This window comes from Runella sp. MFBS21 (genome assembly GCF_029433105.1).
Taxonomy (GTDB): domain Bacteria; phylum Bacteroidota; class Bacteroidia; order Cytophagales; family Spirosomataceae; genus Runella.
In genome coordinates, this window is sequence record NZ_JARNTW010000014.1 from 158,357 (window position 1) to 182,479 (window position 24,123).

Annotated in this window: 19 protein-coding genes; 13 read left to right on the forward strand and 6 right to left on the reverse strand. The window is 41.1% G+C overall.

Annotation, left to right across the window (positions count from 1 at the left end):
• Positions 1-107: 107 nt before the first annotated feature.
• Positions 108-2,591: a S9 family peptidase gene (locus P1X15_RS22810; protein ID WP_277340454.1), complete on the reverse strand. Its 2,484-nt coding sequence runs from the start codon at positions 2,589-2,591 to the stop codon at positions 108-110.
• Positions 2,592-2,630: 39 nt separating this feature from the next.
• Positions 2,631-3,068, reverse strand: coding sequence for a DUF2721 domain-containing protein (locus P1X15_RS22815; protein ID WP_277340455.1), 438 nt, complete (start codon positions 3,066-3,068; stop codon positions 2,631-2,633).
• A 218-nt stretch (positions 3,069-3,286) separates the two neighbouring features.
• On the opposite strand from P1X15_RS22815, the gene P1X15_RS22820 reads away from it, so the two are divergent.
• Positions 3,287-3,958: an NUDIX hydrolase gene (locus P1X15_RS22820; RefSeq protein WP_277340456.1), complete on the forward strand. Its 672-nt coding sequence runs from the start codon at positions 3,287-3,289 to the stop codon at positions 3,956-3,958.
• A 138-nt stretch (positions 3,959-4,096) separates the two neighbouring features.
• Positions 4,097-4,633 carry a hypothetical protein gene (locus tag P1X15_RS22825; RefSeq protein ID WP_277340457.1) on the forward strand — a complete coding sequence of 179 codons (537 nt, stop codon included), beginning with the start codon at positions 4,097-4,099 and terminating at the stop codon, positions 4,631-4,633.
• A 37-nt stretch (positions 4,634-4,670) separates the two neighbouring features.
• Here the strand turns inward: P1X15_RS22825 and P1X15_RS22830 are convergent, their stop codons facing one another.
• Positions 4,671-5,078, reverse strand: a complete 408-nt coding sequence (locus tag P1X15_RS22830) for a helix-turn-helix domain-containing protein (protein WP_310586041.1) — start codon at positions 5,076-5,078, stop codon at positions 4,671-4,673.
• A gap of 129 nt (positions 5,079-5,207) precedes the next feature.
• On the opposite strand from P1X15_RS22830, the gene P1X15_RS22835 reads away from it, so the two are divergent.
• From P1X15_RS22835 to P1X15_RS22850, 4 genes are all read left to right on the forward strand, one after another.
• Positions 5,208-6,059 (forward strand): SDR family oxidoreductase, encoded by an 852-nt coding sequence (locus P1X15_RS22835; RefSeq protein WP_277340458.1) that lies wholly within the window; start codon positions 5,208-5,210, stop codon positions 6,057-6,059.
• Positions 6,060-6,084: 25 nt separating this feature from the next.
• Positions 6,085-6,465, forward strand: a complete 381-nt coding sequence (locus tag P1X15_RS22840; RefSeq protein ID WP_277340459.1) for a DoxX family protein — start codon at positions 6,085-6,087, stop codon at positions 6,463-6,465.
• Positions 6,466-6,582: 117 nt separating this feature from the next.
• Positions 6,583-7,821 carry a peptidase T gene (pepT, locus tag P1X15_RS22845; protein ID WP_277340460.1) on the forward strand — a complete coding sequence of 413 codons (1,239 nt, stop codon included), beginning with the start codon at positions 6,583-6,585 and terminating at the stop codon, positions 7,819-7,821.
• 161 nt (positions 7,822-7,982) lie between these two features.
• A complete protein-coding gene (locus P1X15_RS22850; protein ID WP_277340461.1) occupies positions 7,983-10,439 on the forward strand; it encodes a TonB-dependent receptor plug domain-containing protein in 2,457 nt (818 codons plus the stop codon).
• Positions 10,440-10,508: 69 nt separating this feature from the next.
• Here P1X15_RS22850 and P1X15_RS22855 read toward each other — a convergent pair whose 3' ends face one another.
• From P1X15_RS22855 to P1X15_RS22865, 3 genes are all read right to left on the reverse strand, one after another.
• Positions 10,509-11,486, reverse strand: coding sequence for a phytanoyl-CoA dioxygenase family protein (locus P1X15_RS22855; RefSeq protein WP_277340462.1), 978 nt, complete (start codon positions 11,484-11,486; stop codon positions 10,509-10,511).
• A 159-nt stretch (positions 11,487-11,645) separates the two neighbouring features.
• Positions 11,646-14,540 (reverse strand): PVC-type heme-binding CxxCH protein, encoded by a 2,895-nt coding sequence (locus P1X15_RS22860; protein ID WP_277340463.1) that lies wholly within the window; start codon positions 14,538-14,540, stop codon positions 11,646-11,648.
• Between the two features lie 84 nt (positions 14,541-14,624).
• Positions 14,625-15,614 carry a YafY family protein gene (locus P1X15_RS22865; protein ID WP_277340464.1) on the reverse strand — a complete coding sequence of 330 codons (990 nt, stop codon included), beginning with the start codon at positions 15,612-15,614 and terminating at the stop codon, positions 14,625-14,627.
• Positions 15,615-15,780: 166 nt separating this feature from the next.
• On the opposite strand from P1X15_RS22865, the gene cas6 (P1X15_RS22870) reads away from it, so the two are divergent.
• The 7 genes from cas6 (P1X15_RS22870) to P1X15_RS22900 all read left to right on the forward strand — a co-directional run bounded on the left by cas6 (P1X15_RS22870) (position 15,781) and on the right by P1X15_RS22900 (position 23,874).
• A complete protein-coding gene (gene cas6 / locus P1X15_RS22870; RefSeq protein WP_277340465.1) occupies positions 15,781-16,608 on the forward strand; it encodes a CRISPR-associated endoribonuclease Cas6 in 828 nt (275 codons plus the stop codon).
• Positions 16,609-16,705: 97 nt separating this feature from the next.
• Positions 16,706-17,632, forward strand: coding sequence for a YafY family protein (locus P1X15_RS22875; RefSeq protein WP_277340466.1), 927 nt, complete (start codon positions 16,706-16,708; stop codon positions 17,630-17,632).
• Between the two features lie 446 nt (positions 17,633-18,078).
• The gene (gene cas6, locus P1X15_RS22880) at positions 18,079-18,744 is read left to right on the forward strand and encodes a CRISPR-associated endoribonuclease Cas6 (RefSeq protein WP_277340467.1); all 666 of its coding nucleotides are present in this window, start codon (positions 18,079-18,081) and stop codon (positions 18,742-18,744) included.
• Positions 18,745-18,750: 6 nt separating this feature from the next.
• A complete protein-coding gene (locus P1X15_RS22885) occupies positions 18,751-19,338 on the forward strand; it encodes a hypothetical protein (protein WP_277340468.1) in 588 nt (195 codons plus the stop codon).
• Positions 19,338-21,488, forward strand: coding sequence for a CRISPR-associated helicase Cas3' (gene cas3, locus P1X15_RS22890; RefSeq protein WP_277340469.1), 2,151 nt, complete (start codon positions 19,338-19,340; stop codon positions 21,486-21,488). The genes P1X15_RS22885 and cas3 overlap by 1 nt, the downstream gene beginning before the upstream one ends.
• Entirely contained in the window at positions 21,485-22,801 is a 1,317-nt protein-coding gene (locus P1X15_RS22895) for a hypothetical protein (RefSeq protein WP_277340470.1), read from the forward strand. Before cas3 ends, P1X15_RS22895 begins: the two co-directional genes overlap by 4 nt.
• A 20-nt stretch (positions 22,802-22,821) precedes the next feature.
• The gene (locus P1X15_RS22900; RefSeq protein ID WP_277340471.1) at positions 22,822-23,874 is read left to right on the forward strand and encodes a CRISPR-associated protein Cas7; all 1,053 of its coding nucleotides are present in this window, start codon (positions 22,822-22,824) and stop codon (positions 23,872-23,874) included.
• The last annotated feature ends 249 nt before the right edge of the window (positions 23,875-24,123 follow it).

The window sequence follows — 24,123 nt, forward strand, 5'->3', positions numbered from 1 at the left end:
TTGTCAATCACCTTAAGGAGCGTAGATAAATAAACACCTGTATTTACAAACCAAAAAAACCTAGCTCATGAGCTAGGTTTTTTTGGTTTGTAAAGAATAAAATGATTTTATTTTTCGCCTGACATCTGTCCAGTTTTACTACCAGAGGTTTTGGCGGGGGCGTTTTTGACATATTTGTCGAGCCAGCCGTTCATCTCAAATAGCATATGCAAAAGCGATTCTTTGGCAGTATAGCCGTGGCTTTCGTAAGGTAAGAATACCAATTTTGCAGTGGCACCCATGCCTTTGAGAGCGTTGTAATAGCGTTCTGATTGGATCGGGAAAGTACCGGTGTTGTTGTCGGCTTCGCCGTGAATCATGAGAAGCGGTGTTTTCATCTTTTCCGCATTCATAAAAGGCGACATTTTGTTGTATACATCAGGAGCCTGCCAGTAGGTACGTTGCTCATTTTGGAAACCGAAAGGAGTCAAAGTACGATTATAAGCACCTGAGCGGGCAATTCCTCCTCTAAACAAATTGCTGTGTGATAGTAAGTTGGCTGTCATAAATGCTCCATAAGAGTGACCACCTACTCCTACACGGCTGGCATCTACCACCCCAAGTCTTACCCCTTCGTCGATAGCCGCTTTGGCACTGGCCACGAGTTGTTCTACGTAAGTATCGTTGGGCTCTTTGTCGCCTTCACCCACAATCGGAATAGAGGCATTTTCGAGTACGGCATATCCCATAGTGACAAAAGCCGCACCCGTCCAGTAGCTAATACGATTGAACTGGTAAGGCGAACCATTGACTTGGCTAGCGGCTGCTGCGCTTTTGAACTCCGCAGGGTAAGCCCACAAAAACGTAGGTAGCGGGCCATCTTCTTTTTTATAGCCAGGAGGCAACAAAAGGGTAGCGGTCAAATCTACGCCGTCGGGGCGTTTGTAGCGGAGTTGTTGTTTTTGAATCCCTTTGAATTGTGGGTAAGGGTGCGGGAAAAACGTAATCTGAGTCAAAGCCGGCTCGGCAGGCTTTTTGCCTTTTTTGGGAGCAGGCTTGAGGTTACGAATAAAATAGTTGGGTTGCTCTTCTTGGGATTCGCGAGAGGTAAGAATCAATCCCTTTTGGGCATCAAGGATGCTGATAGGGCGCTCAAAATAAGGCGCTTCCGAACGCCACAAGCGGGTGCTTTGTTTGGTGGTAAGATTAAAAATATCTACAAAAGGACGGTCTCCTTCGGGAGAAGCTCCTTGGCCAGTGAGGTAAATTTCATTGTTGGGGGTAAGGTCCAAAACATATTCACCATACGCATTTTTTTTCAATTCGGGCGAGCCTGGGTTGTTGTAGCGGTCTTCCGAAGAGCGGTCAAATAGTACCACTGGATTGGCTGGGTTAGTTGGATTGACCCATTTTGTCAAGGTTTTACGAGTACTGTACCAGCGTTCTGAAAACAAAGCCACTTGGTCATTTCCCCAAGTAACGCCCGCAAAACGATAGGCGGCATTGTACAATTCTTTAGGCGTTCCTGAAAAAGGAGCCTCCAAAGCGTATACTACATCGCGAACATCAGCTTTGCGTTTGGGGTCGCCGCCGTCTTTGGCTTCTACCCAATAGACAGTTGCAGGAGCGTCGTTGCGCCAGTTGTGGTTGCGTTGCCCCATGGGCGCTGCATCTGGTCCCCAAGGTACGTTTTCGTGTAAAGGGGTGTCTGTAAGGGTTTTTACAAAACTTCCTGTACTACCATAAATGTCAATTTTGGAAGGGAAGCGATTGACAGTTACCAGATAGGAGAAAGGACGGTGAATGGTTTCAACCATCACATAGCTTCCATCAGGCGAAGGGGTTGCACTTGCAATAACACCCATATTACCTATTTTTTGGATTGCACCCGTCAAACTGATTTTAGCCACTTGGGCAGTACCATAGTACTCAAAAAGCGTTTCGTCGGTAGGGTTTTTGAGCAGATCCTGGTAGGTTGCTGCTTGGGCTTTTTTGCCCAAGTTTTCTTGTACGGTTGGCCCTGAAGGTACGCGACTGATTTCGGGAGCGCTACCACGCTCGGCAGGAATGATTTTGGCAATAATGCTTTGATTGTCTGAAACCCACTGATATGGACCTCGTAAAGTGGCATTAAGAGCTACATCAGAAAGTTTGGCAGCGGTAGCAGTGGCCACATCGGCTACGTACAATTCAATTTTGCTTTCGGTCGTGTTAGTAAAAGCAATTTTACTGTTGTCGGGCGACCACTGAATATTGGCTAATTTAGGGTTAGCAGGCAAACCCTTGATTTGAATGTCTGTAGCGCTTGCAGATATTTGTCTCAATTTCAGATTGTTGACATATACTGCACGACTTGGACCGCTATTGGCAGGGTTGAGGCGTAAGCCTGCTATTCGAAGCTCTGGCTCAGAAAGCTCTTCGATGGTGGTAGTCGCTGTGTTTCGTTCAGAAATCAGCAGCCATTGACCTTTGCTATCAACACTTACCGTAGGAGTAGGTGGAGCCAACACCAAATCAGCCAGCGGTTTGGGTGGTGTTTGATAGCCGACATTGTCTTGCGCAAAGGCTGTAAACCCGCCTAGACACAGCAAATACAATAGTGGTTTTCTCATGAGTTTTAGTTGTTTTTGAAGTGTGTCAATCTACTTTTACTATTCATCTACTCTAAAGCGTCCAAAGAAGCCTGAGCGTTTCCCGAGTTGTTCTTCCATATCGCTAAGTTCGATTTTGAGCGCGTGAATGGAAAGCGAAATTTCCCAAACCGAAAGCCCCAAAGCAGCTATCTGGAGCAATAAAGCAACGAAAAATAACATTTGTGCGGCAGATTGGTAATGTAAGTAGATGAAAAGCATGGAAATTGCGCTCAACAGCAAGCTCGTCACGATGATAAACTGTATGTTTCTAATAATATGCACACGTCGGTGGAGGTGTTTGATTTGTTCGACGTAGTTGACGTCGGGGGTGATTCTGAATTTGTCGTGCAATTCGCGAATGAGGCTCGCAATCGCTAGATAACGATTGGTGAAGGCAATCATCATCAAAGATACTGTAGAAAACAAAATGGCTGGGGTACTTATGGCGAGTTCCATGTTTTTATTGAAATTGTAATTTGCTAGGGAGAAGCCGCTATGTGCTATCGGTTGAATCTCTTAAAATCAATGTAAATATACCAAGTTAAGAATATCCCCCAACTACTTAATATATCTATCCCAACTAAGCGGCGAAAAAGTTGGAATAAACACAATAAAATTAGTTTTTGGCTCAAATTCAACTTGGATTAAAATTACCTTTGTCCAAAATTTTGACAATGAAAGAAAACGTTTTTGATTCCCACAAATTTAAACTTTGGAAGGGGCATTTGTTAAGTAATGGCCTTCAAATCCATAATATTGATGAAAAATATACCCGTCATAATAGCAATGGCGAAGCTCTTTTTTCACTTTTAATGCTCGATGCTACCACGCCCGAAGGCGACAAAATCCCCCCTATTTGTTTTTTGAAAGGTGAAGTACTTTGTGTGTTGGTGTGCCTGATAGATGAGCAAACCAAAGACAAATACCTCTTGCTGGTAAAACAGCGCCGCATCTGCGATGGTTCGATGACGTACGAGCATCCCGCAGGTATGCTCGATAGTGAATCGGATGCCTATAAAGTGGCCGCAAAAGAGGTGTGGGAAGAAACAGGGATTCAATTAGACAGAAGTCAATTGGTACGCCTGTTAGATTTTCCCACTTACCCTTCTACAGGTACGAGCGACGAAGCAATGCACTATTTCTATTGTGAAATCGAACTTCCATTAGCTCAAATCAAAGCCTACGATGAGCAATTTATGGGAGAAGCCTCTGAGCATGAGCGCATCGTGACTTGTGTGTTGCCTTTTGTAGAGGGTCATCGACTTATCAACAATGTCAATGGTATTTTACTGGACTTTTTATATCTAAAGGCTATTGGTGATTGGGAGTTGATGGCAAAACTGTAAGGTCTTGGCATGGTTTTTTGAATCAGTATAACAAGAAGTACTCAATACAAGCAAAATGAGTAAGAGGTAAAAACTGTGCCATAGTTCTCACTGAATGTTTGGAGTTGAGTTTTTGATAACCAATTAAATACTTAACACATGAAAACAATTAAAAAAATTGCCGAAAAATACCAAGTAAGTGAAGAAACTGCCCAAGCTCTGCTGATGGGGCTGAAAGTCACTGGTGGACGACAAGTACAGTTTAACATAGGCGAACTGGGCGGAATGGGTCAATGGCAACCCGGAATGATCATGGTAGGAGATATGTTTGACATAGGTTTGAAATACAAAGTAGACGGATTATGCACTGAGCTATCGGAACTAGTTCGTTCAGAGGAAGAAACGCCTAAAACTCCCACTAAAACCACTTCCAAAACCAAATCGCCTCCAAAAACTGAAAGCACAAATACCAAATCTTCTGCCTCATTTCGGGGAAGCCAAAATGGGTATCATTATGCTTATTTTTCCTCAGAGGATAAGTTAGAGATTGAGCATGAAGGTAAAATTACAAAGTATAGTACCAAAGGTTATCCGCTTTCAGGAGTGCAGCAATCCCAATCAAACAGTGCTCAAAATCTTACTTTTAGCTATCCTGGAGGTACGGTAAGTGTCAAAGATTTGAAAAAAATAAAATAGACTTGATAACAATCCTAAAAGCTCCAAGGCGAAGCTTTTAGGATTGTATATCTTCTTCTACTAAAGCAAAGTCTTCAGCGTGTACTACTTCATTAGATATACCCGCACCCATAATACGCTTGCGGTGCTGTATGCCCCATGCTCTCATTTCGTTCAGAACATTGCGTAATGAATGCCCGTAGGGAGTTAATTCATATTCTACGGTGACAGGAACAGTGTCGTACACGGTACGTTTGACCATTTGATTGATTTCTAACTCACGCAATTCTTTAGACAACATCCGAGGGGTAATGTTGTGAATAGATCTTTCTAATTCTTTGAATCGCTTTTTGCCCTGTATTAAGGCACCCAAAATGGGCAGTTTCCATTTGCCACTGATGATGTCAAGACAGTCGCGAACGGGTACTACATAGTCTGCACAATTGGGCAATTCTTCTTTCATCATTTTATATAAATCGTTTAGTTGCTATAATAGAGTATATTACTATACTTTGGTATAGTAGTTACTTTTGTATAGTAAAGGTAGCTACCTTTGCTGTTGATAAAAAGAGTATCCATAAAATAAATTACAAAGATGATATTAGTAACAGGAGCGACAGGGCATTTAGGTTCAGCTACGATTGATTTTTTATTAGAAACAACGCCTAGTACACAAATAGCAGCATTGGTGAGAGATGTAGCTAAAGCAGGCAACCTCACGGAAAAAGGGGTTGAGGTTCGTCAGGGAGATTATTCGGATATCGATTCACTATCAAAGGCTTTTGAGGGAATAGATACTTTGTTGTTGATTTCATCAAGTTCAATGGAAAACCGATTTTTACAGCATACCAATGCCATAGATGCCGCCAAAAAAGCGGGCGTAAAATACATTGTATATACAAGTGTAGTGAAGCCATCTTACGAAACCAAGTTTTTGCCAGGTCTTGATCACATCAAAACCGAAGAATACCTCAAAGCGTCAGGGCTAAATTATGTTATTTTTAGAAACACTTTTTATGCCGAAGTATTGCCGATGTTGTTGGGTAATGCACTCGAAACAGGGGATTGGTATTATCCTGTGGGAGATGCCAAGATCAACTTAGTAGCACGTTTTGATATAGCTGAAGGATTGGCAAAGGTACTCGTAGCCCCCGAAAAGCACCTCAATCAGGTATATGAAATTACCTCGGGTGAGTCGTTATCGTTTACCCAAATTGCTGCCCTTTTGACCGAAGCGAAGGGCAAGACGATTACTTATACAAGTATTCCGACCGAAGCTTTTGTGGGTGGATTGCAACAAGCGGGTCTGCCCGAACCCGTCATAGGGATGATTGGAGGGATAGCAGAAGCAATCAAAGATGGCGAACTAAGTACCACAGATGCTGCCTTGGAAAATATCTTAGGTCGTAAAACGACCCCGTTGAAGTCTTGTATAGAATTGTTATAACTCACATCTTTATCAAACCAATCTCATGAAAATTACGCTTTGGATTGTTCAAGTATTGCTTGCGGCTATGTTTTTGATGGCTGGTTTCATGAAACTGACGACTCCAATCGCCGAGTTGGCACCTCAAATGCCCTGGGTTAATGATTTTTCGGAAGGTATGGTACGATTTGTGGGAGCAGTAGAGCTGCTTGGAGCAATCGGCCTTATTTTGCCTTCGCTTCTGAGAATAAAGCCTATTCTGACTCCCCTTGCTGCCTTAGGACTGGCTACGGTGATGATTGCAGCGGCGGTTTATCATGCGCTTAAAGGTGAATTTGCGGCTATTGGTTTCAATTTCGTATTGGGAGCTTTGGCGTTGTTTGTGGCTTGGGGAAGATACCAAAAGGTCCCTATTAGTGCTCGTTGAAAATTATCAACGATTTAGGCTAGAATTTTGCCAAAATAAACCACTTTGGTAACTTAGCAACCGCTTAGTGTGTACGCACTAAGCGGTTTTTGTTTTTTCACCTCTTAACCGATAGTCATGTCTTCTACTGTTTTGGAGCGTTTTCTTCGCTATGTGCAAATAGATACTCAATCAGATCCTCATTCTTCTACTCAACCTTCTACCGAAAAACAAAAAGATTTAAGTCGGGTTTTGGTAAATGAGCTTTTTGAAATGGGGCTTGTAGATGCTCATTTGGACGAGTATGGCTATGTATATGCTACTTTACACGCCAATACTCCCAAGCTTAATGTTCCCGTGATTTGCTTTTGCTCGCACGTAGATACGGCGCCAGATTGTTCGGGAAAAGGTGTAAAGCCACTTGTGCATCAGCAATGGGATGGCTCAGATATTGTTTTGCCGGAGGATATATCGCAAGTTTTGAGAGTAGCTGACCATCCAGATTTAGCAGCCCAAATCGGTAATGATATCGTGACGGCCAGTGGGACTACGCTTTTGGGGGCTGACAATAAAGCAGGGGTAGCCGAAATCATGGATGCCGTTTATCAGCTTGTCAATCATCCTGAGATAAAACACGGCACTATCAAAATCCTATTTACGCCCGATGAAGAAATAGGGCGAGGAACTGCCAAGGTCGATTTGGAGAAATTGGGGGCAGATTTTGCCTATACGATTGACGGGGAAAGCCTCGGAACGCTCGAAGATGAGACTTTTAGCGCCGATGCGGTCAAAATCACAATTTATGGCGTTAGTACTCACCCTGGGTTTGCCAAAGGGAAATTGGAAAATGCCCTTAAAATAGCGGGCGATGTGTTGGCCGCTTTGCCCAAAGACCGCCTTTCGCCCGAAACCACCGAAGAAAAGGAAGGATTTATTCACCCGACACACATAGAAGGCATTCTCGAAAAAGTAGTGTTGGAGTTTATCATTCGTGATTTTTCGGTAGAAGGTTTGCACGAAAAAGAAACTTTTTTGAAAAATATTTTGGACAATATACTCGTCAACTATCCTCACTCTAGGGCTGATTTTGAGGTGATTGAGCAGTACCGAAATATGAAAGAAGTGTTAGACCAGCATCCCCAAGTAAGCGAATACGCCCTAGAAGCCATCAAACGCTCAGCCTTGACTCCCCTAAGAAGAAGTATTCGAGGAGGAACCGACGGCTCGCGTTTGTCTTTTATGGGTTTGCCTTGCCCTAATATTTTTGCGGGTGAACATGCCTTCCATTCCAAACTAGAGTGGGTATCGGTGCAAGATATGCAGAAGGCCGTTGAAGTGATTGTGAATTTGTGCCAGATTTGGGAGGAAAAAACGTAAATTCAGTTGGAAAACAAACAAGTAAAATTCTTTACTATATACCAAAGGAATAAGACATAAAAAAATGATATACTTAAAAAGTTAGTTATTTTGTATTAAATGAGCTTTTTGTAAGCTCATTTTTTGTTTATTAGCACTTCATATAAATAAAAACAAAAGTCATGACCCGTTACAGCCTCTTAACTTTTACTATTGTACTAAGTCTTTTGTTGAGCTCCTTCCAAATGGACGATGCTTGGTTTGACAAAATTGTGAGTAAATTTCAAAGTTACCAGCGTAGCTATCCTCAAGAAAAAGTCTATTTGCATCTAGACAGGCCCTATTATTCGGCAGGAGAACGAATTTGGTTTAAAGCCTACCTTGTAACGGCTATGCTTCACGAAGCCGATTCCATCAGCCGAGTGCTTTATGTGGATTTGGTAAACAAGCAAAATGGAAATATCATTTTGATGAAAAAAGTCGCTATGTCGGGTGGAATAGGAAGGGGGGAGTTGGCTCTTGGAGACTCGCTAGCAGTAGGAGAGTACCGTTTAAGAGCGTATACCAATTGGATGCGTAATTACGACGATTCTTTCTTTTTTCAACGAGATATAAAAATTCTGCGTCCCGATTTTAAAGCGTCGTCATTGCCACCAAACCCTGATGATATTGATGTGCAGTTTATGCCAGAAGGTGGGCATCTTGTAGTCAATTTAGAAAGTCGAGTTGCTTTTAAAGCACTCAATACCTTGGGAAAAGGAACCGATATTACAGGAGCAGTATTGAACCAAGCCAATGATACTGTGGCAGGTTTTAATACTGGGCATTTAGGGATGGGCTTTTTTAATCTAAAACCTGAGTCTGGGCAACAATATAGAATAGAAGTTCGAAAACCTAATGGACAATACGTCAAATATCCGATGCCCGAGATAGTGGCTGAAGGCTTTGTACTGACCGTCGATAATCTCTCGAATAAAGATAACATAAGGGTGATTGTGAGGCATAATAAAAACGTGACTCAAGGAGAATTAGCACTTTTTGCACACACAAGGGGACTAGTAGTATACGGTGCCAAAGGGGCAATGGCAAAAAAAACGCTGCTTTTTAGCGTCCCACGCGCTGAATTGCCCGAAGGTGTTATTCATTTTACGTTGTTTGATGAGCAAGCAAAGCCCGTAGCTGAGCGTTTGGCTTTTATCAATAAAAACCAACAATTAAATATTCAGGTTGCGACTGATAAGCAAGTCTATAAATCGCGCGAAAAAGTAGAGGTAGAAATTACCGCCAAAGACGCTAATGGACAGCCTGTGAGCGGTAATTTTTCGTTGGCAGCCGTTGATGCTGGTCAAATCATTGACAAAGAACTTTACCCTAACAACATCCGCTCGTACTTTTTGTTGACTTCTGATTTGAAAGGAAATATTGAAGAACCTGCAAGGTATTTTAGTACCCAAAATACCAATTCAAATGCGCAACTTGATTTGTTGATGATGACCCAAGGCTGGCGACGGTTCAATTGGGCGTCGGTTTTGGGTGATTCTTTGGGCACTCATCCCTTTTTCTTAGAGCAGGGTATAAGTTTCCAAGGCAAGGTAACGCGCCTCAATAAAAAGCAACCCGGTAAGGTAAAACTGACTTTCATGATGATGCAAAAAGACAGCGCTCAGTCGTTTTTGACGGGCGAAAGCACCGAAACAGGAGAGTTTGCAGTATATGACGTAGACTTGCGAGATACTACCAATCTGTTGGTACAGGCTGTTACGGAAAAAGGCAATAGAAACCTCGTTCTTAGTCTTACGCCCATTCAGCCTGCCAAAATGACGGTGACTAAAGTACCTTACAATCCAGTCGAATTTGACGCCAACGAATTGGCGGAGTATCTCAGACGAACCGAAGAATACCTGCGCATTGAGCGGCAAATACGGGCAAGCCGAGAGCAAATGCTACAAGAAGTGGTAGTAAAAGCAAAAAAAGCTGACCCACTAAAAGATGATGGACGAAGGGCACTTTATGGTAATCCTGATGCCACTGTGAAATTTGACCAAATCAATACAGCGGGAGCTATGAATATTTTTGATGTGATTCAGGGCAGAGTAGCGGGGGTTACTATCACGGGAAGTGGTATGAACCGAACAGTCCAAATTCGGGGAGCGGCCAATTTTAGTGGCGTAGTAGAACCGCTTTTTGTGTTGGACGGCACACCCGTTGACAAACAAGCTATCATGAATCTCCCACCGTCGGACGTAGATGCGGTCGATATTTTGAAAGGTGCTTCGGCGGCTATCTATGGGAGCCGTGGCGGAGGAGGAGTGATTGCGATATTGACAAAGCGTGGTGGTAGCAACTACGATTGGTCAAAAGAAGCGGTTCCAGGCACCTTAGTCACCAAAATCTTAGGATACAGCCCAGAAATAGAATTTTACGCTCCTAAATACGATACGCCTGCTCCTGAGCATGTTCGACCTGATTTTCGTCCTACTGTATTTTGGGCACCTCTCATCCAGACCAACCAAGAAGGAAAGGCCAAAGTGACCTTTTTTACTTCCGATGCAAAATCTACGATTCAACTAAAAGTAGAAGGTATGACCAGTGCAGGGAAAATGGGCGTAGGGCAAGGGCAGTTTAAAACTTCTGAATAAGCAATTAAGTACTACCATTGAAAATAGACAAGCCTGCTGAGGATTTCTCTCAGCAGGCTTGTCTATTTTTTACCACTTTTCAAGTCCTAACAATTTCTTGCCTAGTTCGTTGAGTTCGGCACGGTCATATTTGATTTGTTCCCAACGGCGAGGGTCGCCCGGAAAAGCGTAGCCTTCAGGGGCAATGCGGTTTTTCCATGAATTGATGCGCCATTCGCGCATGGCATCATTGTCTTCTTCGGCGGGCATCATTGAGATATACTGGGCGATTCTGACTTTATCTCCTGACAAGTTGGGCCGAATACCGTGCGGCTGACTGCTATTAAATATCAGTAAATCACCCGCTTCGAGTTTTACTTTTACGAGTTTGTCTTCCAAACCACTGATGTCGGGCTGGAAGCGATTGCGGTCGGCGGGTTGGGTAAGCTTCCAAGTATCGTAAGTTCTGAAAAGCTCAGGAATACACTGAAACCCACCCATATTTTCGTCGGTTTGGTCGGCAAGGGCGAGTACCCCCTGTACATTTTGGGGTTTGGTTTCGGGGTCATAATCCCAGTGAATAAACCCTTTGTATTCAAAACCCGGACGAATAGGGAAGTTGAGGTTGGCGCGGTCGATGGTGACCCATAGTTTTTCTGTACCCCACACATCCACAAAGGCATCATAGACCCGCTGCATTTGGCGATTGTTCCAGAGATGTTGATGGTTGTATACTTCTACCATTCCGGTGCCCGTCAACTCCTTCATTTTCATTTCGGCGCGCGGTGGAGCATACCACGTTTGGGGATTGTTGGGGTCTTTTTCTTCAAATTCCCACAAAAATTCTGCGGTTTTTAGGGCTTGCTCGCGTGGTACTGCATTTTTGACAACTACGTAACCGTTATGTATCCAAAATGTCCAATCTTCTTCGGTCAAAACTCTTAAAGACTGTCCATTGGAGCGGTCGCTGAGTTTGATATGACTGCTTGTAGCGGTAGAGGGGTTACCGGGTATTTCTTTGTGATTCTGATTCGGAATCATGGTAGGGGTCATTGTTTGCGCTTCCATGTTTTGTAATATTTTTGATTGAAATAATAATACAAAGATAATGGAACCTCAAAGTCAATTTCTAGCCTTCAAATTGCCAAAATTTGAACTATATTGATTTTTTAAGGGTATATTGAATTTGTAATTGTTGAAAATTATACAAATAAATGAATGCTGAGCTTATTTGGTAGCTGGTAGTTTCAATAAATAACCGGCCAAATCAGCAAGGTCTTTCTCTTTGAGTCCTAGCGACGACGGCTCTGGCATAAGGCTATTGGTAAGTTGTTTGCGAGAGGCGATATTGGTAGCTTTGATAGCGGTAGTTTGACCGCCTGCATCTTTGAGCACCACCGTGGCGCCGTCACCTACAATAAAACCATAATAAGTATTTTGGTCTTTGGTTTGGATAATCCAAGGTTCATAGCCGAAAGCCATGCTAGCACTTGGGTTGATGATGGCGTCAAGCAAGCCGGGTTTATCAAACTTCTTGCCAATCAACGACAAATCTGGGCCGATGTCTTTGCCGTCTTTACCAAAACGGTGGCAAATGGCGCAATTGGTTTGGAAAATTTTCTGCCCCTTTGCAGCGTCACTTGGAAAGCTTGCTGCCAAATTGATTGAGAGTCCCTTGCCGCTTGGACGTGGGAAATAATCGCCCGCCATCATACGAATACTACGGTCGGGATTGTTGAAAATATGCTCGGCAATGACGGGACGTACTTCTTTAGGAATTTTATATTCGCTTGCGGTCGCCAAAATCAATTGTCCCCCAAACACATCAGCGGCGAGGCTTTTTGCGGCATTTTCACGGTCAGGTTTGGAAGCTAAGGTATCGAGCATTATTTTTTGCCATTCGAGCATTTTTTTCTGTTCAGGAGTCAGTTGTGCCGCAGCGGCCTCTTGCCAGTTGAGGAGGTCTTGCCAATCGTTGGTTTTGCGGAAATTGACCCAATAGAATGCTTGCTCGGCTACATCTTTAAGCTGATTTTTAGAAAGTTCAAGCATCGTGAGTGCAGCTTCTTTGTCTTTGATAAAAGCCAAAGCCGTAATAGCCCTTTTACGCTCGTCGGCGGGCAGGGTAGCCGCGGTTGCTCTTGTTTTCAAATCAGAAAGAGAAGCTTTGGGGTGAATTCTCCACGTGAGCCAAGCTTGCTGAGGTGTCCATTGAACCGGATTTTTAGGCCAAGAAGGGCGAAGGTCACGGTAGATATCCTCTTCTTTACTGTCCAATCCAATCCCAAGTGCTTCGAGATAGTAGCGGTCTTTACCGTCAAATTTAGCAATGAGCGCTTTGAGAGGATTTTTGGAAGTTTCGTAAGGAACATCCCGCAATGCAATGGCGATTTCGCGTAGCAAAGCCACATCTGTGATGCTATTGATAGCGGGCACCCACGAAAGGTCGTTGGCAGGGTAGAGCTGTTTCAGCGCTCTGAAAGCGGTGATTTTGAGTTGATTATTAGGGCTATTTTTGAGAATTGTAGCTACTTCAGCTTTTCCTTTTGGCCCCAATTGCGCCAATAGCCACACCGCTCTTGCTTGTACAAAGGGATTGGGGGCATTGAGTAAGGCTTTTACTTCAGGTGTTACCTTTTCTCCTTGTGCTTTCAGTGCCACAAAACCGAGGTTTCTTACGTTGATAGCGGGATTTTTGAGGGCTTCGATTTGTCCAGCGGTAGTGGTCAAATCGATTTTGGGCGTGGTAAGTTTTTTACCTTTGGGCGTAATCCGATAGATGCGACCATAGCCGATTTTATCGTGCATTTGGTGGCCTCCCACGACAGCATCGTACCAATCGGCCACATAGATAGCACCATCAGGGCCAGTAGCAGCATCGCTTGGACGAAACCATTTCCGTTTGTCTTGACCTGTTTCATGCCAAATATAATGTTCGTCCACTTTAGGAAACGAACTTATCAAATCAATGCGCTGACTGAGGTCGTAGCCTGCGCCCTTGGGTTTGGGCCAATACATCCATACTACATTTCGACCTGCTTCACAGCTCAGTACCGTGCCTCGGTATTTGGAGCCAAGGGCGTCGCCTTCATACACGAGCATACCCGTAGGAGAGCCTGCGCCGGTATTGTCGCTAGCGATGAGCACACCAGGGTCTTCTTGGTGCCAATGAGCCGTAAACATATCTTGATCGGGGCGGCGGTCGGCTTGCCAGTAGCGTGTACCGTCGGCGCTAAAATAGCCCGCATTAGAGCCTTCCATGACCCAACTTGTACGACAAGTTACGACTTGGTCGTCGTTGTCGTTTTGCCAATAGTTGCCATAACTATCGATAGCGGTTTCGTAGCTATTCCTGAAATTGTGCGCCATTACTTTGAGTCCCGTTGCATCGGGATTCATACGAAGCGCCAAGCCACCCACCCACACGCGTCCGTCGTCGCTTTTCTGATTGCCTTGGTTGTTTTTGTTGTAGGGAGTACCGCCAATATAAATACTTCCTGAGCGAAGCGTCCAGCCGCTTTTGTCTTTGACGAGATGTGAGCCGGCGTTGCCAGTATTGAAATGCCAAAGTCCATCAGGCCCTGCCGTAAGCGAATGCAGCGAGTGATCGTGGTCGAGTCCACCAAAACCCGTCAATATGATTTCTTTTTTGTCGGGCACATCGTCGCCGTTTTCGTCGGTATATACAATGAGATTAGGCGCACAGCTTACGATTACTTTGTTGCCAATGACTCCAATCCCCAAGGGCGCCACCAAATCTTTGTCTTGGACAAACACCTTCGACTTGTCGGCTTTGCCGTCGCCGTCGGTATCTTCCAAAATCACCACCCGGTCGCCTTCGGCAAAACTGAGTTTTTGGTCAGGTTTGTTATTGAAATTTCGGTAGTTGACCGCCTCCGTAATCCATACCCGGCCTTTGGCGTCGATGTCCATATTGGTAGGATTATGAAACAAAGGTGTGGTAGCCCAGAGCGTCGCTTCGAGGTCTTCGGGTACATATACTTGATTAGAATCTCCTTGGGTTACTGTTTGATACGCTTGTTGGAGGGTGTTGGTTCCGGTAAAAGAAAGGGCAGCTACCAAGCCAGCACAAGTGCCTAATATGAAAAGGGTATGGCGCATTACAACGAATATTAAGGTCTTAAACTCAAAAGAAAAATAAGTTTCTCAACTACTCAAAAACTTATTATAAAGAGTTTTGTGCTATCATTGATAACGCTCCAAAGCAGCTTGGTGGTATTGACATACTTGTTGAATTAGTTTTGCAGGTGATACTACCCGTACTTCAGCTCCTAAGCGAGCTAGTTCGTACACAATTTCTTTGTTGATGATGAGGTGAAGTTTTACCCTAAACTCTATGCTGTTGTCGCAGATTACATTTTCAGGATGATAAGGAAAAAAAGGCTGCGTTTTGAAATAATTGGCTTGGAAAGGGGTAAAGCTCAAAATCACTTCTTCTACAGGTTCTTGGTCATAAATGGCGATACCAAGTGCTTTTTCAAAATAAGCTTTGGAGTCAAAAACGGGCACTTCGTCAGCGTTTTCAAATGCGGTAAGGGAGCTTTCTTCGATGCGTTCGAGGCCAAAGGCGCGGATGTGTTGGCGTGTTTTTTCCCAACCTACCACATACCAACGGTTGCGGTGTTCTTTGATGAGATACGGAAACAGGTGGTAGGTATTGCTGACATTGGCCTCAAACTTGCGGTGCTTGAAAGTGACCCACTGTCTTCCCCGCATCACATCGAGTAGCGGTGCGATGAGCTCTCCCCCTGGAATGACCGGGACGTACTCAAATTGAAGGTAGTTGTTTTCTTCTTTGGGTCTTTGAAATCGGTATTTGACGGCTTGGTCGAGCTTGGTCACGGCCGAATTCAATTCTTTGAAAGGCTCAAGGTGACTAAACTGACGTAGGGTTTGGACGGCTGCATCCAAGGCAGCTAATTCGCTTTTGGTAAGGTGGACGCGCATTTCGAGGTCGAAGGGCTGACTGTAGTAAAAGCCTTTGATTTTGTAATCATATTTGATAGGAGCTTGATAAAGCTCTCGCATCATCGCAATGTCTTCTTTTAGGGTACGTTCTTTGGCTCCGCAATAGTTCATCAACTCTAGTTTGGAAACAGGCTTTCCACCCCAAGCCTGTAGTCTCTGATTGATTTTTTGAAAACGTTCGTACTGAGTCGGAATAATTTTTTTCATCTTTTTAAAAAGGCGTGCATGTAGATTGCACGCAAGGTAATTTACTTTGTTGCAGTCATTGATACCACTTGATAAATTTATGATAACTATCAGTCTTTATGATAAAAAGATTCTTTAATTTGAGATTTTAAACCCTACCGTGTTCCAAAATACATACAGCTTTATTATGCGCTTTAAGATATACCTAAAACCTCTACGTGACCGACAAAAACTTTTGTTTAATTACCAATACCCTTTACAGGCTTGGATTTATGGGTTGTTGGCGCGGGCAGATGCGGATTATGCTACATTTTTGCATCAGCAGGGCTATGAGTTGGCAGCCACCCGAAAAACATTTAAGCATTTCACTTTTTCGAGTTTGGTGATTCCACGCACGGAGCCCATTCGAAAAGGAGATACGTATATGGTGCTTCGTTCGGATATATTGAGTCTTGTTATTTCGTTTTATGTAGACAAAGCCGCCGAGGGTTTTATCATAGGATTGTTTCAAGAGCAGCAGCTTTGTATTTACAACCGTGAGTATCGCGCCGACTTTGTGGTAGAGCGGGTAGAGACGCTACCCGTGGTGCCCATAGATGCGACCATGGCCTTTCGTACGTTATCGCCGATGGTAGTGGCCAAAAAAACAGACAGTTTAGATCAGTATTTAGCCCCGACAGATGCGGAATTTGGACGATTTTTTGCGGTCAATTTGGTCGATAAACTACGTTCGATACAGCCTTCCATGCACATGGATGTAGCAATTGCCGAGCGACTCGTGAAGTTTGAACTCTTGAGCGACCCTGAGCGCATCAAAAAACGAGGTATTTTGACCAAAGAGGGGAAAGAAAGGCTACAGACGAAAGTGATTGGTTATCACAATTTTACATTTGCGTTAACGGCTCCACCCGAACTTATTGAAGTGGGGTATTTGGGAGGATTTGGCCGCTATAGCGCGATGGGATGTGGGTGTGTGGAGGTTTGCGAAAGACCGTTTGCTAACTCATCGTTTTAAATTACAGCTTTTGTTTTCAATTTTAAGGTTAAAGCATAAAGGTTCGTAAAAAGATATATATAATCACCCAAAATAGGTTGTTTTATTGGTTTGAATTATGAATAAATTTAATGATAATAGCCCCAAATACCGTTTGTTAGCGATTCTTAAGCTATTGATTGAGAGTCCGTATCAATATACTAAAAAGACATTGGCTACTAAGTACAACGTTGACCCTGATACAATTAAAAAAGACTTTGAGGAGCTTCGAGATGCTGATTTTAATGTTGATTATGATAATAAATATAGGTATGCTATTGTGCCCAACAAACCTTTAGAACACTTAGAGGATATGCTATTTTTTACCGAAACCGAAAAAGAAATTTTAATGGAGGCGCTTTCAGTCAATCCAAAAGCTTCCGAGAAAAGATCTAAGCGAATGCAGGAAAAGCTCAATATGATTTATGATGTGTCGAAGCTAGGGAGTAGTTTGTTTTCGCGGACTTTTCTCTCAAAAGTCAACTTGCTCCAACAAGCTAAGCAACAGAAGAGAGTTGTGAAACTTGTCAATTATCGTTCGACGAATAGCAGTGAAGTTTCCAATAAATTGGTTGAACCCTTTTCGGTGAATGTCAAAGAAGATATTCTTCACGCCTTTGCCCTAGACCGTATGGATATTCGACATTACAGGATTTCGAGGATTGAGCGCGTAGAATTACAAGAAATGACGTGGCAGCACGAAACGCTACACTATGTGACCGCTACCGACCCATTTAGGATTGTAAACGACCATAAAGTAAGGGTGCACATTCGATTGAAGGTAGGAGGATACAATGAGCTGATTGAGCGTTTTCCGTTGACACAAGCCTATCTACAACCCTCGGCGGAGGAACCTAGTGTGTATGATTTTGAGTGTAATGTGAATGAAAGGTTTTTCGGACTAACCAATTTTATATTGGGATATCACGAGCATATTGTAGAAATAGTAGAACCAGAATCGCTCATTGAGCATATCCGAAGGCACATTGCAAAAATAAATTTTTAGAAATTTTGAGGGGTAGGGCAGATAATGAGGGGGGAGGGGTGTAGGTTTGGGGCATAGATTATAACATTATAATCTGTAGAGGAAAAAAGGTTTTTACCTGTCGAGTACGATTAATATCTAACGATTTACTTGTATTTTTCAATTCCCTGAAGGTAAAAACCAGTTCGAAATTAGGTGTTATAGGTGATAAATAGAAATAAAATAGGAACGATATTAATTACAAAATAAAAATATTTTAACGATTTACTTGTATTGGAAATTATGATTGTGCTACCTTTGTTGCATAATCATAAGATACTATCAATATGAGCAACAAAGAAGTATTAATTAATCGCCCTAAAACAGTTTGTATGAATTGTGGCCTTTGCTTTTTTACTGATTTGCAAGGAGATTGTGCTATTTGCCTTGGGCTTCATTTCACCAAAGAGTCTTAAAAAAAGAAAAAAATGAGGTTACACATTAGTCTTACACAAAATACAACTATCGTTCCGTTTAACTATCAGGAACAGCAAGTCAGTAAGTTACATTATTGGCTTGGCAAAAATGAGATACACGATAAGTTATCTCTTTATTCTTTTTCATGGCTAAAAAATGGTCGTCAAGAGGGAAGTAAAGGTTTAAATTTTAGAACTGGAAGTCAGTTTTTTATTAGTTGTTATGATAGTTTACTCATAAAACAACTAATAAAGAGCATACAGCAAAATAATGACTTTGGTTGGGGAATGAAAATCACGGCTTTGGCTCTTGAAAAAGAGCCAGATTTTGAATCTGAACACAGATTTTTAGTGGGTAGTCCTATTTTTATCAAACGGTCAACTCCAAATGAAAAAGGGGCTAAGTTTTTCTATTATAATGATAAAGAAGCGAATCAGTTTTTGACCGAAAGCTTACAGCATAAGCTTAATGATGCTGGATTGTCGTATGAAGACGTTTTTGTTCAGTTTGATGAATCTTATCAAAATCCAACGACTAAAGGAGTTACCTACAAAGGCATTTTTAACAAAGGCTCGATATGTCCCGTAATCATCAACGGAACTCCCGAACAACTGGCATTTGCATGGAATGTTGGCGTAGGAAATTCAACAGGTATTGGCTTTGGCTCATTAATTTAAGATACAATGGAAAAATATTATGTAGTTAAATACAGCGGACAATTCGGTTTTATAAAGCCGTGGACTGCGGTAAGAGATAGCGAAACATTTTCGCAACAATTTCTTACTCCTTCAATTGTTGAAGGTATCGAGAAAAAGCTGTTTCCTGAGTTGTTGGGGGAAAATGGAATCAAAAAAATTGTAAGATATAGACTTTCCTACGCTCAAATTAATGCACAACAGGAGGTAATACAAACAAGAGGATGGAATTCTACTCGTCAGGGAAAACAGGTTTTATTCGATAGACCCAAAGCCATTTTATTGAGAGGAGTACTACTTGAACCCGACTTATTTCTGGTATTCAACACAAAGGAAGATGCCCAAAGAGCATTTACGCAACACATTTGCTTGTGTAGAAATGAAGATTTGTTATTTCCTGTATCAACAGAAGAAATTTTCATCAATCAATTTGATGAAGATACTGAGCGTTTTTCTGGTTATGAGTTAATGTTCGAGAAAAACGAAAAATCGTTTATGGTGGGGTATCATCGTGTTACAAATGAACCCATGTATGGCTGGTTAAAAATAGTAGGAACACCTGTTAAACAATTTTAATGGAAAAGCTATATGCAAAGTCAGGTCCAGAATGGACGAGCTTAGAAGACCACTTACATCATGTGGCTATTGCTGCTCAAAAATTTGCTAATCATTTGGGATTAGACCAACATTTAGCCTATAAAGGAGCAATTCTTCACGATATAGGAAAAGCTCACCCTGCTTTTCAAGAACGTTTGATAAGTAATGGTGTAAAAGGAAAAACCTATAGACACGAAATAGGTTCTCTTTTCTTTCTATCTATATTTCAAGATTCAGAATGGAATATCCTGATTGAAATGGTTGTTGGACATCACAAATCAGTTAAAAATGATAGTGGAGAAAAAGGATTACTTGATTTAGACAATGGCTATGATTATTTAGACCATCATTTAGGGAAATGGGAGGAATGGAGCGATAGAGGTATTGCTTTATTTAATCAATTTGGCATAGTTGCACATCCTATTACTAAAGAAAAAGCATTAGAAAATATCGAATACGTTATCAAATATTGTAAAAAGAGAGTAAAGCAACGTGGTTATTCTGAATGGCGTGGCGTGTTAATGGGAGCAGACCATTTTGCCTCTGCACTGATTCATGATACAGAAAAGAATTTAGATAGATTATTCAAGTCACCTAACCTATCTTTTTTTCAGAGAGAAAGTAAACTATATCCATTATCTCAAGTGAAAAACTTTACTTCTGACAAAAGACATACGATTGTTGTAGCTTGTACGGGAGCAGGAAAAACTGACTATCTATTTAAAAGATGTAGAGGACGAGTTTTTTATACGTTACCCTTTCAAGCATCTATCAATGCGATGTTTAAAAGAGTAGCCCATTCACTTCAAGATACTAATCCTGATTTGGATATTAGGGTTTTACACGCTGCTTCAAGTGTTGTAAAGAGAGGAAAAGAGGAAGAAGAAAGTGTTTTACAGTCATTATTTGGCTCATCCGTAAAAATCTTGACTCCTCACCAATTAGCGGCTGTTGCTTTTGGGCTGAAAGGTTATGAAGCCTTATTATTAGACTTGAAAGGTTGTGATATTATTCTCGATGAAATTCATACATACTCAGGTATTTCACAAGCCATTGTTTTGAAACTTATTGAGGTTTTAAATAAAATTGATTGCAGAATTCACATTGGAACGGCTACTATGCCAACTATACTCTATACCAGAATTCTTCAGTTATTAGGAGATAATGTATTGGAAACAAGCTTGCCACCTGACGAATTAGATAAATTTGACCGTCATAGAGTTCACAAAGTAGAGTCTTTTGATTCCACTAAACAATTGATTTCCAATGCTGTGAATAATAATGAGAAAGTTCTAATTGTTCTCAATACCGTTGACAAAGCACAAGAGGTATATGCCTTGATTAGAGAGCTTTACCCAAAAACACCAACGTTATTATTGCATAGTAGATTTAGAAGAGGTGATAGAAATAGTAAAGAAAAAGACTTGTTAGGCTTAGATGAACAAGGTACTTCTATCAATTTATTCAATACATCAAATAAAGCCTGTATTGTCGTTTCTACTCAGATTGTAGAAGTTAGCTTAGATATTAGTTTTGACATAATGGTGACTGAAACCGCACCCTTGGATGCACTTGTTCAACGATTTGGCAGAATTAATAGAAAAAGAACGGAAGACACGATTGGTAAAATTAAGGATGTTTATGTGATTGCTCCGCCTGACACAGAGAAAGAAGCTAAACCGTATGAGTTAGAGGCGCTGCAACGGACATTTGAAGTACTCGAAGATGGAGAGATACTTAAAGAAAGAAATCTACAAGCAAAAATAGACCAAGTTTTCACAGAAATCAATTTTATGAAAATTGAAGAACACGCCATATTCAAAGAAGACGGTAGAATTACTATTGATTGTCTTACACACAATAGCAAATCCATTCTGTTTGAATTACTTGATATTGATTCAGTTGCTTGCATCAGAGAAGCAGACCAAGAGGAGTATGAGAAATCTTATTTTGAGAGAAGGCTCGAATTAGAGATTCCTGTACGATATTTTTCTGTGTGCAAAATGAACCAGATTGAAAAAGGCAACCGCCCGTTCCTTATACCAGACAAAGCTTATAGTGAAGAAATGGGGCTTTTTGTAAGAGAAATAAAGGAAGGAAATTTTAACTCTAAATATCAAATATTATGATAATAACAGTAGTTGGAAAGACATTTTTAGAGGCATATAATCAAAAATATCAGACCCAAAAAACGCCAAAAGAGTTTTTTGAAGAGGTATATTTTGAATTGTTTTATAATCATTCAAAGTATATGCAATGGGTCACAAATTCTCCTTTTGTACAGATGAAAACTGGACAAAAACCTGAAAATTTAACCTATACTGAAAGAAAGGAAAAACTTGAAAACTTATTCGAGAAGGTAGAGAATAATGAACCAGATGCAAGTTTTGCTATTGGTTTTCCTGCGTCTGAATCCAAAGAGTATGCAAGTACGTCGGGATTAGTTAGTGATTTGATTATTCCTACTACGGTTGATGATGTTTACCTCTCATGGATAGGTAGTGGCTTAGGCATTGGCGTTGCAGGAGGTTTTACAATTTTGTTTGATGACCCTACTATTACATTACAAACATTTGAAGGATGGAAAGTTTATCGTAAATACCTAAAAGACGATGGATTGGATAAACTTAGGGGCAACCAAATAAGTACATGGAATGGACAGTGGCTAAGATACTCTCTTGACGAAGACTTATTTAGAGAAGATTTTGATTTTGCAGAACTAACCAACAATAAGATTTTTGAAGTTAGTTCTACATTGGTAGAAGTAAATACAGTGAATTGGTCAGAGCTATTTTTCAGTCTTTCTCAACTTTATCCAAAAGGAGAACTAACAGGATATGTTTATGGTTTGGGGCAGACCAACAAAACCATTGGATTTATACCTTTTTATTTCAAATCAGGGACAAGAATAATAGAAGTTTATAAAGAGCTATTTGGTTCGACAAACACAGATAAAAAGAAGTTTGAGGCACTTTTTGGCATGCACATAAAACGTGCTTGCGAACTTGGAAGTATTGGTTTACAAGCTTTACGTCCTGAAAAGTTAAAAGATTTCATGAGTAGTGACAAAACTATATCATTCAAAAAAGAAGAAGATACAATAAATTATTTCGCATATAAAACTTGGTTAGTAGCAATGCTTTCAAAAAACAAAGAAGAAATAACAGATTATACACTTGAGATAGCGGAGACTATTCAGAGGTATAGAAATGGGTCTAAAGGAATGGAGAGACCTACCTTGATTAATAAGGAATTATTTGCATCCAAAACTAAAAGAGGTTTCATCGATGCTTTAACTGTTATGGTTAAAGACTTAGATACCAATGATTTGGAGCGAATAAAAAAATTAAAAGACGAAATACATCTAATGACCAATGAAGAATTTGGGTATTTCTGTACTCTATTAAAATTTGATTACGCATTTCTTGAAAAAAAATCTTAAAAAGATAAACTACCATAATAATGACAATGATTTATATTAGAACTTTAAAAAGAGCAGAGCATACTGTGTTTTGTGTGTCTGATGGACAAAAATACTATTATGACACCCAATTTAATAGAAGAATCCCTTATTCAAGTGGACAACAGATAAAACGTTCCTTGATTGATTCCTTGTGTGCTGAAATTAAACAAACGCCATCACCTACCACTTTTTTATTTGATGTTACAAAACAAAAGGAACTAAAAGAAGGTGAGGTTTATGGTACTTGCGACCCTACTTATGCAGACCAACTATTTGGTGGTTGGATGAAAGCAGCTAAGGGAGGAAAAGATAGAACACTCAAAAGAAGAAGCCCTTTATCAATTTCTGCAATGAGAGCATTACATCCTTTATTAGCTGGTACTTATGCCGAAAATGCGTCTTTTGACAGAAGTGAAAGACCTAATAACTTGGTAATAGTGCGTGATGAAAAAGGTAACGAATTGAATGACAATGAAATTGTTGCGTTTTTAGAGGACAAAGATAGAAGCTTGAGTCGTAAATGGATTCCAGATAATAAAAGAGCAACAGGTTTGTTTGTTTCTGATATTGCTATTGATTTAAGACGACTTTTTTCCGTTTCAGTTAATTCATTTGAGCCTGAAATGTCAGATTCTACTATTGAAAAACTTCGTTCAGAGGGGTGGATTGAGTCTGAAAATGTATTTGGGAAATGCTTAGTAGCTCCTAAATCTCTTCGTGAAAAATGGATAAAAGGTTTGGCTAAAGCTCTCATTGATTGGAAAATAACATCTAATCAAGCCAGAACATTTAGTTTGATGGATACTTTGGCTATTTCCATAAGTGATAATGCGAATCTTATTGCAGGTAGTATTCGGGCTAAACTATCAGAAGAGGATTCTGATAAGGCAAATCCAATCATAGACGAATCGTTGAAAGGGGTTAACACATTTATTACTTTACAGGCAGGCGGTTTTATCCAGACAAAAGGAGAAACATACGATGCTCTCGAAAAAGCAGAAACCCATCTTATCCAACTTCTTTCTGATTTTGATTACGAAAATCAGGTTTAATTAGTCTTTTCTGGTAATGGGATTAGGTTGTATAGCAATTCAATATATCATTCCCTAATCCTGCGATATTTATGGTGAATCTGCGGATTGTTGGTGTAGAGACGTTGCATGCAACGTCTCTATGTATCACCCTGAAATAGCTTGACAGATTTAGGATTCATTTTTGGTCACTGAAATAGTTTCTAAAATTGTACTTTTTGCTTTTTCTCACGTTTTGATGCTCTCCATCTTTTAGTTAATGGTCCCTTC

Bases quoted from the DNA above. Each gene is read 5' to 3' on its own strand.
- P1X15_RS22810 (WP_277340454.1), bottom strand. From the start codon at position 2,591: ATGAGAAAACCACTATTGTATTTGCTGTGTCTAGGCGGGTTTACAGCC.
- P1X15_RS22815 (WP_277340455.1), bottom strand. From the start codon at position 3,068: ATGGAACTCGCCATAAGTACCCCAGCCATTTTGTTTTCTACAGTATCT.
- P1X15_RS22820 (WP_277340456.1), top strand. From the start codon at position 3,287: ATGAAAGAAAACGTTTTTGATTCCCACAAATTTAAACTTTGGAAGGGG.
- P1X15_RS22825 (WP_277340457.1), top strand. From the start codon at position 4,097: ATGAAAACAATTAAAAAAATTGCCGAAAAATACCAAGTAAGTGAAGAA.
- P1X15_RS22830 (WP_310586041.1), bottom strand. From the start codon at position 5,078: ATGATGAAAGAAGAATTGCCCAATTGTGCAGACTATGTAGTACCCGTT.
- P1X15_RS22835 (WP_277340458.1), top strand. From the start codon at position 5,208: ATGATATTAGTAACAGGAGCGACAGGGCATTTAGGTTCAGCTACGATT.
- P1X15_RS22840 (WP_277340459.1), top strand. From the start codon at position 6,085: ATGAAAATTACGCTTTGGATTGTTCAAGTATTGCTTGCGGCTATGTTT.
- pepT (WP_277340460.1), top strand. From the start codon at position 6,583: ATGTCTTCTACTGTTTTGGAGCGTTTTCTTCGCTATGTGCAAATAGAT.
- P1X15_RS22850 (WP_277340461.1), top strand. From the start codon at position 7,983: ATGACCCGTTACAGCCTCTTAACTTTTACTATTGTACTAAGTCTTTTG.
- P1X15_RS22855 (WP_277340462.1), bottom strand. From the start codon at position 11,486: ATGGAAGCGCAAACAATGACCCCTACCATGATTCCGAATCAGAATCAC.
- P1X15_RS22860 (WP_277340463.1), bottom strand. From the start codon at position 14,540: ATGCGCCATACCCTTTTCATATTAGGCACTTGTGCTGGCTTGGTAGCT.
- P1X15_RS22865 (WP_277340464.1), bottom strand. From the start codon at position 15,614: ATGAAAAAAATTATTCCGACTCAGTACGAACGTTTTCAAAAAATCAAT.
- cas6 (WP_277340465.1), top strand. From the start codon at position 15,781: ATGCGCTTTAAGATATACCTAAAACCTCTACGTGACCGACAAAAACTT.
- P1X15_RS22875 (WP_277340466.1), top strand. From the start codon at position 16,706: ATGAATAAATTTAATGATAATAGCCCCAAATACCGTTTGTTAGCGATT.
- cas6 (WP_277340467.1), top strand. From the start codon at position 18,079: ATGAGGTTACACATTAGTCTTACACAAAATACAACTATCGTTCCGTTT.
- P1X15_RS22885 (WP_277340468.1), top strand. From the start codon at position 18,751: ATGGAAAAATATTATGTAGTTAAATACAGCGGACAATTCGGTTTTATA.
- cas3 (WP_277340469.1), top strand. From the start codon at position 19,338: ATGGAAAAGCTATATGCAAAGTCAGGTCCAGAATGGACGAGCTTAGAA.
- P1X15_RS22895 (WP_277340470.1), top strand. From the start codon at position 21,485: ATGATAATAACAGTAGTTGGAAAGACATTTTTAGAGGCATATAATCAA.
- P1X15_RS22900 (WP_277340471.1), top strand. From the start codon at position 22,822: ATGACAATGATTTATATTAGAACTTTAAAAAGAGCAGAGCATACTGTG.